This is a genomic window from Pelagimonas varians (assembly GCF_003208435.1).
Taxonomy (GTDB): Bacteria; Pseudomonadota; Alphaproteobacteria; order Rhodobacterales; family Rhodobacteraceae; genus Pelagimonas; species Pelagimonas varians.
Genome location: NZ_QKMF01000006.1, coordinates 250379 through 261523 on the forward strand (window position 1 = coordinate 250379; position 11145 = coordinate 261523).

Sequence of the window (11145 nt, forward strand, 5' to 3'; positions counted from 1 at the left end):
GGAGAGATGCATGTTTCATGAACTGACTATTTCCGCCATTCGCCCAGAAGGTGTCGGCGCTGTTGCGATGTCTTTCGAAGTTTCGGGCGCGGACCAAGAGGCGTTCGGCTTTACCCCCGGCCAGTATTTGACACTGCGCGCAGAGGTCGAAGGCAATGACACCCGCCGCAGTTATTCCATTGCATCGGCCCCCGGTGCGCCGCTGACGGTTGGAATCAAACAAGTCGAAGGCGGTGTGTTTTCCAGCTTTGCTCAAGGGCTGAAACCCGGTGATACGTTGCAGGTAATGCCGCCCGAAGGCCGTTTCACCTACAAGGGCGAGGCCCGGGTTATTCTGATTGCTGCCGGATCTGGCATCACGCCCATGGTTTCCATCGCTGCGCAAGCGTTGGAGCAGGGGGCAGAGGTTGCCTTGATCTACGGGAACCGCGATAGCGGGACGATTATGTTCCGTGATGCTTTGGACGATTTAAAGGATCGCTATGTGGATCGGTTCACCCTGATCCACGTCCTGAGCCGCGAACCACAGGATGTGGCACTGTTGAACGGGCGCATCACGGGTGAGAAAGTTGTTGCTTTGGCCAATGCGGGCGCGGTTGACTTGGCCGGTACCGAGGCCGTGTTCCTATGCGGTCCGGGCGGAATGATCGAAGATGTTACGGCGGCCATCGCCCCGATGGTGCCCAAAGACAAAGTCCACTTCGAATTGTTTTACACCGAGGAAGGCCCGCGACCCGAGCGTTCCGCCGCCGCCGCGGCGGCAGCTGAAGCAGGTGTCACAGTCGAGGTTGTCTTGGATGGCGCACGCCGGTCTTTCCAAGTCGAAGCGCAAGATGATGACGTTGTTGCGGCAGCGGCGCGTCAGGGATTGGAACTGCCGTTTTCCTGCAAAGGCGGGATGTGCTGTACTTGCCGCTGCAAAGTGGTCGAAGGCGCGGCTGAAATGGCCACCAATTATTCGCTTGAACCGTGGGAGCTGGACGCAGGCTTTACCCTCGCTTGTCAGGCGCGACCCACGTCGGAAAAGCTGGTTTTGGACTTCGACGCCGCCTGACCATCTTGTCGGCAGACAATGGCCCAGCGAAAATTTGCTGGCTGCGAGAGCAAGATACATGGCCTAAACATGGGGCCATGTATCGTCGTTCCTTCATTCTTGGTGCCTGCGCTGTCGCGGGATGTGCCAATATATCGCCTAAGCCTGCGGTTGAACCGCAGCCAAAAGCGTTTGACCCGCCCCTCTATCCCAATGAAACGCCCGAATTGAGGGCGCAGATCAATAGGTGGGCCGATCACTACGAATTGCCGCGCAGTTTGGTGCACAGGCTTGCGATTCGTGAAAGCACGCATCGCCCATGGGCCCGAAACGGCCCGTATTACGGGTTGTTTCAAATCTTGCCGGCGACCGCCCGTTCGATGGGGTACAAAGGATCTCCCGAAGGATTGTTGGATGCAGAGGCCAATCTGGAATTTGCGCTTAAGTATCTGAAAGGCGCATATTTACTGGCCGATGGCGACCCGGATGCCGCCATCAAGTGGTACGCCAGAGGCTATTATTATGAGGCCAAGCGCCAAAACCTGTTGGTCGAAACAGGCCTACGCCCCGGCTAAGTTGCGTAGTTGCTGTCCTCGCTGTCCAAAATGGCCTTCAATTCGGCCAGATGGCGGGTGTCCTGTTCGGGGTATTCTTCCAATTCGCGGGCGGTTTTCTCGGCGATCTCATCGCTAAGGACCGCCAATTCGGCACCGGTTTGCAAAGCACGGATATAGGTTTCCGCTGCGCGTTCAAAATAATACAGCCGATTGAATGTTTCTGCCACGGTTGCGCCAATCACCATAACCCCGTGATTGCCCATGATCATGACCTTTTGTTTGGGATCGGTGAGCAAGCCCGCGCACCTTTCGCCTTCCTCTTCGAATGCCAAGCCGCCATAGTGTTCATCGATCACAACGCGATCAAAGAAGGTTGCGCAATTTTGGTCAATTGGCGGCAGGCGCTTGTCCTTGAGGCAGGCCAAAACAGTCGCGTGAATCGAATGCACATGCATGGCGCAGCGCGCGTGCGGGCAGTGGCGATGAATGCCGCCGTGCAACCCCCAGGCCGTTGGATCTGGCGCGTTCGGACCGTTGAGCGTTTCGGGATCATTGGCATCAACGACAATCAGATCCGAGGCGCGAACGCGCGCGAAATGCATCTGGTTCGGGTTCATTAAAAAACGGGTGCCGGAATCGTCAATTGCAAGGCTGAAATGGTTGGCAACACCCTCGTGCATGTTGAGCCGCTCGGTCCAGCGAAAGGCGGCGGCCATATCAACCCGTTCGGGCCAGTGTTCGATATTCGCGGCTTGGTGCCAAGAGGTCATGGTGGTCTCCGGTTTTGAGTGTGCCCAATTTGAACGCGCCCCTCGGACTGTTGTCAAACCTTCATGTATCACATGGCTGGATTGGCTTGATCCTGCCGCGGCAACCTGTCAGGTTCGGTCAATTAAAAACAAAAGGAAAAAACATGCAGGATAAAGCCGCAGAACTTCAAATCGTCTCTCCTCAGGCCCCGATGGCCGAAAGCTTTGAGGATCCAAGTGCCGCAGTTGATCGCTTGGTTGAACTCTACGATTCTGCGTCTGTCTTTTTGCGTGATCATTTTATGTCCGCCATGGCACAGGGCCATCCGGGCGTGCGCTATCGGGCCTATTATCCTGAAATCCGGATCACCACGACCAGCTTTGCCAAGGTCGATAGCCGGCTCAGCTTTGGCCATGTGACCTCGCCGGGCTGTTACGCCGCAACAGTGACGCGGCCCCGGATGTTCCGGCATTATCTTGAACAACAAATCGGGCTTTTGTTCCACAACCACGGCGTCAAAGTTCAAATCAGCATATCGGATACGCCGATGCCGGTTCATTTCGCTGTGGCCAATTTTCCCGATATCAACGTGCCGCAAGAAGGGGCAGGGGCCTTTGTTTTGCGCGACGTTTTCGACGTGCCAGATTTGGAAACAACCAATGATGACATTGTTAACGGTGTCGCAGTTTCTGCGCCCGGTGATCCTGCGCCCTTAGCCCCGTTTACTGCGCAGCGCGTGGACTATTCACTGGCCCGTTTGGCGCACTATACGGCGACAGATCCGGAGCATTTCCAGAACCATGTCCTGTTCACCAACTACCAGTTTTATGTATCCGAATTCGAAGCCTATGCGCGCGAACAATTGGCAGATCCGGCCAGCGGCTACACCAGTTTTGTAAGTACCGGAAACGCCGAGATTACAGCGGCTGATCAGGCGTTGCCCGATGCGCCGCGTATGCCTCAGATGCCCACTTATCATTTGAAGAGAGAAGGCGGCGGCGGGATTACTTTGGTCAATATTGGTGTCGGGCCGTCAAACGCCAAAACCGCCACAGATCATATTGCGGTGCTGCGACCCCATGCATGGTTGATGGTCGGGCATTGCGCGGGGCTGCGCAATTCCCAAAGTCTTGGAGATTTTGTCTTGGCACATGCCTATTTGCGCGAGGACAAAGTGCTGGACGACGATCTGCCGGTCTGGGTGCCGATCCCTGCATTGGCGGAAATCCAGATTGCGTTGGAAGAAGCTGTGGCACAAGAGACGCGGCTGGAAGGGTATGACCTAAAACGGGTGATGCGGACCGGAACCGTGGCGACCGTGGACAACCGCAATTGGGAATTGCGAGAACACAGCGGACCGGTACAGCGGCTAAGCCAATCCAGAGCGATTGCCCTTGATATGGAAAGCGCAACGATTGCAGCCAACGGTTTCCGCTTTCGGGTGCCTTATGGAACCTTGCTTTGTGTGTCTGACAAGCCTTTGCACGGGGAGCTGAAATTGCCCGGTATGGCGTCTGATTTTTATAAAACGCAGGTGGCGCGTCATCTCATGATAGGGATTCGCGCGATGGAAAAACTGCGCGAGATGCCACTTGAACGCATCCACAGCCGGAAGTTGCGTAGTTTTGAAGAGACGGCGTTTCTTTGACGCTGGGGAAAGTGACAAGAATCGCCATGTTTTAAGGGTTTTCGCGCGCCGAATGATTGTGTTTCCCCGCTACATCCTGTTTATTCCGGCCTCAGGGGCCCAAACGGTTGGGCAGTGAAGGAGACCATGAAATGGCGAACAAACCCATGACAAAAACTCAGCTGGTTGCTGCACTGGCTGAAAAAATGGACGCAGATAAAAAGACCGCCGGCGCGGCTTTGGATGCTGTTGTAGAGATCATCACATCGGAAGTTTCCGAAGGTGGTGCAGTGACGCTTCCGGGCGTTGGCAAAATCTATTGCCGTGAACGTCCCGAGCGTATGGTGCGTAACCCCGCCACTGGCGAACAGTTTCAAAAAGAAGCGGACAAGCAGGTCAAAGTGACCATCGCGAAGGCGCTGAAAGACAGTGTGAACGCCTAAGTTCATCTCCGATGTTTCGGATTGTGAAAGGGTCGCCTTGGGGTGGCCCTTTTTGCTTGGCCGGCTGGACGACGCTGGTCAGACGCGAGGCAAGCTCGCTCTGACGTCGCCCCGCCCGCCGTCCCAACACGTTGCGCCGGATTAAACGTCTTTTAGGGACTGAATTTGCAGGCCTGCGGCATCGAAATTGGAAGCGTCGAGCCAGCGCTCGAATTTGGCCCGGCGCGCAGGCCATTCGCTGTCGAGCAACGAAAACCATGCGGTGTCGCGATTGCGGCCCTTGTAGACCCTTGCCTGACGGAATGTACCTTCATAGGTAAAGCCCAAGCGTGCCGCTGCACTGCGTGAGCCAGCGTTCAGATCGTCACATTTCCATTCGTATCGACGATACCCCAGATCAAAAATATGCTTCATCATCAAATACATGACTTCAGTCGCGATCGGACGCTTTTGCATCGACGGTGAAAAGTGGATGTAGCCAACTTCGACGCAGCCGACATCTGGATCGATTCGCAAAAGCGAGCAGAACCCAACCGGAATGTCATCTGTGTCCAGAATCGTGTAAAACTGAGGATCTTTGCTTTGCGATGCATGCGCGCACCATTCTTTCGCCGCATCTTCATCTACCCAAGGATCAATCGGCAGATAGGTCCAGCCGCCGCCTGTTGCATCTTGTGCAAAGGCCGTGAACAGCCCGCCGGAATGGTTTTCGGCCAGCGGGACAAGCTGGCCGAAGGTCCCCTTGAGGGGGAGGTGGGGAGGAATGGGGCGGGGAAAGACCCCTTCCACCTTGTGGCCCACCGGTTGCCCGGTGGGAGAGAGGTTAGCCAAAGACACGGCCCAAGGCTCCGTCGACGGCTGTGATGATTTCGTCGATATCATCCTTTGATGCGATCAAAGCGGGAGAGAAACACAGCGTATTGTTAAAGCCGGGCACTGACCGGTTGGTTGCGCCGATAATCACGCCTTGCCCCATGCAGTCCCCAACCACGGCCTGAACTTGCTTTTCGTCCATTGGCGCGCGGGTATCGCGATCTGAAACCAGCTCTGCCCCCAAGAAGAGGCCCTTGCCGCGCACATCGCCGATGACTTTGTGTTTGTCTTGCAGAACCGACAGTTGATCGAGCATGTAAGCGCCCATATCCGTGCAGTTTTGCAGCAGGTTTTCCTCTTCGATGATCCGCATGTTTTCCATTGCCGCCGCTGGGCCTGCTGTGCAGCCGCCAAAGGTTGAAATGTCGCGGAAATAGTTCATCGGGTCATCAGAATCGTCTTTGAACAGGTCAAAGACCGCTTCGGAGGTCGTCAGGCAGGCAATTGCCGCATAGCCCGACGCAACGCCCTTGGCCATCGTCACCATGTCCGGTTCGATACCGTACTGCTGATATCCGAACCATTCACCAGTCCGGCCAACGCCGCAGACAACTTCGTCGATATGCAGCAAGATATCGTATTTCTTGCAGATTTCCTGAACACGCTGCCAATATCCGATCGGTGGGGTGATGACACCACCGCCTGCTGTCACTGGCTCAAGGCAAAGAGCACCAACAGTGTCGGGGCCTTCGCGCAAGATAACTTCTTCGATCTGATTGGCGGCCCATTCGCCGTAGTTGTCGACAGGCGCGCCCTGATCGCCAGCGCGGTATTCCAGACAATGTGGAACACGGACAAATCCAGGGGTGTAAGGGCCGTATTGTGCGCCGCGCTCATCCTGACCGCCTGCGGACAGGCAGGCAATCGTCGTGCCGTGGTAGTCGCGGTCGCGGTACAAGATTTTGTGCTTTTTGCCGCCGTAGCGTTTGTATGCAATCTGGCGCACCATTTTAAAGGCTTTCTCGTTCGCTTCGGAACCAGAGTTGCAATAATAGACGCGGGTCTGGCCCGGCATTTTCGAGATCAGTTTTTCCGCATAAAGCGCACCGGGGATGGACCCGGCAGAGCCCGCAAAATAGGGCAGTTTTATCAGCTGATCGGCGACAGCTTTGACGATGCTTTCACGACCATAACCGACATTGACGGTCCAAACACCGCCCGACACCGCATCAAGATGCTCTTTGCCGTGTTGGTTCCATACCCGCATACCTTTGCCTTCGACAATGATGTTGGGGTCTTTTGATTCGAACTGTTTATGCTGGGTTAGATGATGCCAAACGTGGGCCTTATCGGCCTCTACAACGTGGCTCAGATCGTTTTGGGAATAGTTTCCGTCCATTGAGGGGGCCTCCTGAATTCGGGGAAATTGATCGGACTACGCCGGACAATTCCACAAGAGCCTGAAAGATCGGCAATCGATAGGGCCAAATTTGGCGCTAACGTAAGGCCAATTTGTCTCATTAATCGGCAAATTGTGATTTTCAATTTTTGGAATACACATTTAATTCAATTGGATAGGCACTTTAATTTGTTGTGTGATGACGGGGTTTGTCGCTCATATTTGTTTGAGCGGGCCGAAAAAACATTGATCCGGTCGCAGTTTTCCGCTCCGATTGCGAAGAGTGCCAAAAACGGTGCCGCAAGCTAGCCAGGGACAACAGCCTGGATCCACAAATTCATCGGGGCACAGGCCTTGGTGACACTAGGGAGAAAATACATGACACTTAAGAATACTTTGAAAGGTGCTGCAGCTGGTTTGGCTGTTCTTGCCGGAACTCAAGCCGCGTTTGCTGACGGCCACTCGATCACCGTAGGCTACTTCTTGGAATGGCCGATGCCGTTCGAATACGCCAAAGCTACTGGCATGTATGACGAAGCGATGGGCATGGAAGTGAAATGGGTCAGCTTTGACACCGGTACTGCGATGTCCGCAGCTATGGCATCTGGCGATGTACAGATTTCCGTAAGCCAAGGCCTGCCCCCATTTGTCGTCGCAACAAGCGCTGGTCAGGATCTTCAGATCCTTGATGTCGCCGTCAGCTATTCCGACAATGACAACTGCGTTGTTGCTGAAGGACTGGAAATCGACAAAACTTCGGCTGGCGAATTGGCTGGCAAAAAGGCGGCGGTTCCTCTTGGCACAGCTGCGCATTACAACTTCTTGAAGCAGATGAACCACTTCGGTGTAGACCTATCGAGCATGGAAATCGTTGACATGGCCCCTGCGGATGGCGCGGCTGCATTGTCTCAAGGCTCTGTTGACATGTCGTGTGGTTGGGGCGGCGGTTTGCGCCGTATGCTGGACCACGGCAACGTTTTGCTGACAGGTGCGGAAAAAGAAGAGCTGGGCATTCTCGTATTCGACGTGACATCAGCGCCTTCTGGCTGGGTTGCAGAAAACTCTGAAACTGCCGCGAGCTTCTTGGAAGTGACTGCCAAAGCAAATGCCATGTGGAATTCTGGCGATCACACTGCTGAAATGCTGCCTATCATTGCAAAAGATGCTGGTATGGATGAAGACGCAGCCATGGCGTCCTTGTCGACCTTCACGTTCCCATCTGTGGACGAACAGTTGGGTGCAAAGTGGTTTGGCGGCGGAGCACAGGAATTCATGAAGGGCGTCGCGGACGTTTTCGTGCAAGCCGGTGCAATCGATGGTGCGCTTGACAGCTACGAAGACAATGTGAACGTTGGTCCTCTGGCAGCTGCCAAAGGCATGTAATTTCGTTCCCCGGGGGGCGCGATTTAGCGGCCCTCGGGACACAAAATCTTGTTAGATTTTTTGTAAAAGTCATGCATGACTTTTGTCCCCGTCCTCTTTTAGCAAAAGGCCAGCTTGAATGAGCGGACTATCCATTGAAAATCTGTCCATGCGCTTTGATTTGCCAAACGGCACGTCTGTCCAAGCGCTTCAGGACGTTTCGCTACAACTCGCCGAAGGCGAATTGCTTAGCGTGCTCGGCCCCTCGGGGTGCGGCAAAACCACTTTACTTAATATTGCCGCGGGCTTTTTAGCCCCGACCTCCGGGGTCATTCGGTTGAACGGGCACGAAGTTCATGGCCCCGACGCTGAACGCGGTATGGTCTTTCAAAAAGGCGCTTTGTTTGAATGGATGAGCGTCCGTGAAAACGTGAGTTTCGGCCCACGCATGGCGGGCCAGCGCGAAGCCCAATATGGTGCCGAGGTGGACCATCTTCTTGAGGTCGTCGGGCTGAGAGATTTCAAAGAGAAGGCAATTTATGAACTATCGGGCGGGATGCAGCAGCGTGTTGCTTTGGCCCGTTGTCTTGCCAATCATCCAGACGTTATTTTGATGGATGAACCGCTGGGCGCGCTTGATGCGTTGACCCGCGAAAAGATGCAAAGCCTTGTGCTGAAGCTTTGGAAAGAAACCGGCAAGACCATCATTCTCATCACGCATTCGGTCGAAGAAGCGCTTTTGTTGGGGGAACGGCTTGTTGTTATGGCTCCGCGCCCAGGCCGTATTCACCGTGAATACCGATTGCCATTTGCCGATCTTGGCGTTGGCCAAGACTTGCGCGATGTCAAAAAGCATCCGGAATTTGCTGAAAAACGCGAAGAGATCTTAGGGATGATCTGGGACATGGAAGAAGAAATCATGGGCCGTTCGGAGGATTCAGAATGATTGTTTTTCTGCTATACGCTGCGATCTTTGTCGCCTCTTTCTACATTGTGAAGCTCGTGGTTCAAAAGACCACGACGGATTACACATCCCTAAAAACTGTCACTTTCGGTGATGAAAGCGCAGTGCGGCCCAATCGTATCGCCAGTTTTGTATCGATTGGAACGATCTTCTTGCTCTGGGGGGCTTTCACCGGCTCCAGTTGGATTCCCGGTTTCCTTCATGCGCCGGGTCCGTTTATGGGCGACGCAACCTTTACCTACACAGCAACAGCGAATGGTCAGCAACCTGACGATGCTGAGGTGACAATCCGCGTCTTCGAAGTCGGTACGGACGTCGAAGTTCCGATTGTCGATCTGGGCGAGGGATGGGCCAAAAACGATGCTGATACCGTTGGCGCGTGGCGTTCTGGGTTGGTGCGTGTCGATAAGAACGATGAGTATGGCCGTGATGACGGGCACACCATCACGGCGGTGAACGGTAACCCGATCAAACCGGGTGATTCTGTTGAAACCGATTATGGCCGCGTCGGCATGAGTGCCAAAGGGACGCTGAACTTTGAACCCTCGAAGGGGTGGCAAATGGAGCCGATCTGGCTACCTTCCCCTGAGGCTGTGGTTGCACGTTTCGGCGATATCGCAGCGAACGGGTATCGCGGTAGCTCGCTTTGGGCGCATCTGGGGATTTCGCTGCAACGTGTGATCTTGGGCTTTGTGTTTGGCGCATTGGTCGGCATTCCATTGGGCTATGCGATGGGGCTAAGCGATTGGTTCCGCGGTTGGTTTGACCCGATTGTCGAATTCATGCGGCCTGTACCGCCACTTGCCTTGATCCCTTTGGTGATCATTTGGGCGGGAATCGGTGAGACAGGCAAAGTCATCCTCTTGTTCCTCGCGGCCTTGTGGATCATGGCGATTGCGGCGCGGGCCGGTGTGTCTGGTGTCGCGATTTCAAAAGTTCACGCAGCCTATAGCCTTGGGGCCAGCAAGGCGCAGATCATGCGCCATGTTATTGTTCCCAACTCTCTACCTGAAATCTTCACCGGGGCCCGTGTGGCGATGGGTGTTTGTTGGGGTACTGTTGTGGCCGCCGAACTGGTCGCTGCTGAACAAGGTGCTGGCATGATGATCATGGTGGCGTCCAAGTTTCAGCTGACTGACATCGTTTTGATGGGGATCATTCTGATCGGCATCATCGGTTTCGGCATCGATATCTTGATGCGCTTTGCTGAAAAAGCATTGGTGCCATGGAAAGGCAAAATCTGAACTTAGCGTTCAGGCATATAAACGGGGCGGGGAAATTCCCCGCCCTTTTTGTATTTGGCTATTCGCTGGCGGGCGGGGCGGTGTCCGCCTCCGAACTCATGCCATCCAGCGTTGTCATCAAATGGGTTACTTGCCCATCCAGCCATGCCCGCGCGGCATCAACCTTGATCACATAGGTTTCTAACACGGGCTGCGCTTGCGGCAGTTTTTGCGAAATCTGCGGAGCATAAGCATAGACCCCGATCGCCACCCCCGCCAAAATCACCATGGTGAAAAAGCCTTTGCCAAAACCTGAACTCCCCTTGGAAGGTTTTGTGGGGAATTCTTGGCCTTTCGCGGTGTCGATCACTCTCGGCTCAGAGCTTGAACGCAAAGTTTGGTTGATCTCTTCGACATCCGGCAATAGATCGCGGCGCGATCCGGCCGCCGCCGCTGCTGCCGTGGCCTGTGCCAGCGCATGGCCTTGTGCTGCGGCGGGTTCATTCACGGGGGCCGACGGAGCGGCGGCGTCTTCGCCCCGCATGCGCGCCATTTGCTCTCGAGATTCTCGGGACCGGCGGGCTTGTTCATTGTCAGCGGGGGCCTGGAGGCCAAGATCCGGCTGGCTTTCAAGGGAATCGCCTGCGCGCAGGTTGGCCTCAAAATCGCGCTCTTCGCGAAACAGCTCGGCCATATCGGGGTCGATACGGCGCGGTTTTGCCTGAACAGGCGGCGTTTCAGCGGGCTGTGCTTCGGCGGCTTGCGGGTCAGAAGGGGGGGCAGGCGGTTCGGTCGCCCATTCGGTCTCTGGAACCGGCTGGTTCAAATCCTCTGCCGGGCTTTGTTCATGGTCAGGGTGGCCTTGAAACCACGTGTGACCACAATTGGAACATTGCACGTCCCGGCCCGCTTCGGGGACCACGTCCACCGGTACTTCGTATTGTGCCCCGCAGTTCGGGCAGATCAACCGCATC

Annotated in this window: 11 protein-coding genes; 7 read left to right on the top strand and 4 right to left on the bottom strand. The window is 55.1% G+C overall.

From position 1 onward, the window contains the following. Positions 1–10: 10 nt before the first annotated feature. A complete protein-coding gene (locus tag C8N36_RS10685; protein ID WP_097803545.1) occupies positions 11–1054 on the top strand; it encodes a 2Fe-2S iron-sulfur cluster-binding protein in 1044 nt (347 codons plus the stop codon). Positions 1055–1131: 77 nt separating this feature from the next. After that, the gene (locus C8N36_RS10690) at positions 1132–1608 is read left to right on the top strand and encodes a transglycosylase SLT domain-containing protein (RefSeq protein WP_097803544.1); all 477 of its coding nucleotides are present in this window, start codon (positions 1132–1134) and stop codon (positions 1606–1608) included. Here the strand turns inward: C8N36_RS10690 and C8N36_RS10695 are convergent. Continuing rightward, positions 1605–2360: a class II aldolase and adducin N-terminal domain-containing protein gene (locus tag C8N36_RS10695; RefSeq protein WP_097803543.1), complete on the bottom strand. Its 756-nt coding sequence runs from the start codon at positions 2358–2360 to the stop codon at positions 1605–1607. The genes C8N36_RS10690 and C8N36_RS10695 overlap by 4 nt on opposite strands. 143 nt (positions 2361–2503) lie before the next feature. On the opposite strand from C8N36_RS10695, the gene C8N36_RS10700 reads away from it, so the two are divergent. Both C8N36_RS10700 and C8N36_RS10705 read left to right on the top strand, forming a co-directional pair. After that, entirely contained in the window at positions 2504–3988 is a 1485-nt protein-coding gene (locus C8N36_RS10700) for an AMP nucleosidase (RefSeq protein WP_097803799.1), read from the top strand. A 131-nt stretch (positions 3989–4119) separates the two neighbouring features. Beyond that, positions 4120–4410: an HU family DNA-binding protein gene (locus C8N36_RS10705; RefSeq protein ID WP_097803542.1), complete on the top strand. Its 291-nt coding sequence runs from the start codon at positions 4120–4122 to the stop codon at positions 4408–4410. 141 nt (positions 4411–4551) lie between these two features. Here the strand turns inward: C8N36_RS10705 and C8N36_RS10710 are convergent, their stop codons facing one another. Beyond that, on the bottom strand, positions 4552–5247 hold the full coding sequence (locus tag C8N36_RS10710) for a GNAT family N-acetyltransferase (protein WP_245910783.1): 696 nt from the start codon (positions 5245–5247) through the stop codon (positions 4552–4554). Continuing rightward, on the bottom strand, positions 5234–6622 hold the full coding sequence (locus tag C8N36_RS10715) for an aminotransferase family protein (protein WP_097803540.1): 1389 nt from the start codon (positions 6620–6622) through the stop codon (positions 5234–5236). The genes C8N36_RS10710 and C8N36_RS10715 overlap by 14 nt, the downstream gene beginning before the upstream one ends. Positions 6623–7000: 378 nt before the next feature. Here C8N36_RS10715 and C8N36_RS10720 point away from each other — a divergent pair, with 378 nt between their 5' ends. The 3 genes from C8N36_RS10720 to C8N36_RS10730 all read left to right on the top strand — a co-directional run bounded on the left by C8N36_RS10720 (position 7001) and on the right by C8N36_RS10730 (position 10192). Beyond that, a complete protein-coding gene (locus tag C8N36_RS10720; protein WP_097803539.1) occupies positions 7001–8005 on the top strand; it encodes a taurine ABC transporter substrate-binding protein in 1005 nt (334 codons plus the stop codon). Positions 8006–8123: 118 nt separating this feature from the next. Continuing rightward, the gene (locus C8N36_RS10725; RefSeq protein WP_097803538.1) at positions 8124–8930 is read left to right on the top strand and encodes a taurine ABC transporter ATP-binding protein; all 807 of its coding nucleotides are present in this window, start codon (positions 8124–8126) and stop codon (positions 8928–8930) included. Continuing rightward, positions 8927–10192, top strand: a complete 1266-nt coding sequence (locus C8N36_RS10730) for an ABC transporter permease (protein ID WP_097803537.1) — start codon at positions 8927–8929, stop codon at positions 10190–10192. Before C8N36_RS10725 ends, C8N36_RS10730 begins: the two co-directional genes overlap by 4 nt. 58 nt (positions 10193–10250) lie before the next feature. Here C8N36_RS10730 and C8N36_RS10735 read toward each other — a convergent pair whose 3' ends face one another. Beyond that, positions 10251–11144 carry a zinc-ribbon domain-containing protein gene (locus C8N36_RS10735; protein WP_097803536.1) on the bottom strand — a complete coding sequence of 298 codons (894 nt, stop codon included), beginning with the start codon at positions 11142–11144 and terminating at the stop codon, positions 10251–10253. Between the last annotated feature and the right edge of the window lies 1 nt (position 11145).

Bases quoted from the DNA above. Each gene is read 5' to 3' on its own strand.
- C8N36_RS10685 (WP_097803545.1), top strand. From the start codon at position 11: ATGTTTCATGAACTGACTATTTCCGCCATTCGCCCAGAAGGTGTCGGC.
- C8N36_RS10690 (WP_097803544.1), top strand. From the start codon at position 1,132: ATGTATCGTCGTTCCTTCATTCTTGGTGCCTGCGCTGTCGCGGGATGT.
- C8N36_RS10695 (WP_097803543.1), bottom strand. From the start codon at position 2,360: ATGACCTCTTGGCACCAAGCCGCGAATATCGAACACTGGCCCGAACGG.
- C8N36_RS10700 (WP_097803799.1), top strand. From the start codon at position 2,504: ATGCAGGATAAAGCCGCAGAACTTCAAATCGTCTCTCCTCAGGCCCCG.
- C8N36_RS10705 (WP_097803542.1), top strand. From the start codon at position 4,120: ATGGCGAACAAACCCATGACAAAAACTCAGCTGGTTGCTGCACTGGCT.
- C8N36_RS10715 (WP_097803540.1), bottom strand. From the start codon at position 6,622: ATGGACGGAAACTATTCCCAAAACGATCTGAGCCACGTTGTAGAGGCC.
- C8N36_RS10720 (WP_097803539.1), top strand. From the start codon at position 7,001: ATGACACTTAAGAATACTTTGAAAGGTGCTGCAGCTGGTTTGGCTGTT.
- C8N36_RS10725 (WP_097803538.1), top strand. From the start codon at position 8,124: ATGAGCGGACTATCCATTGAAAATCTGTCCATGCGCTTTGATTTGCCA.
- C8N36_RS10730 (WP_097803537.1), top strand. From the start codon at position 8,927: ATGATTGTTTTTCTGCTATACGCTGCGATCTTTGTCGCCTCTTTCTAC.
- C8N36_RS10735 (WP_097803536.1), bottom strand. From the start codon at position 11,144: ATGCGGTTGATCTGCCCGAACTGCGGGGCACAATACGAAGTACCGGTG.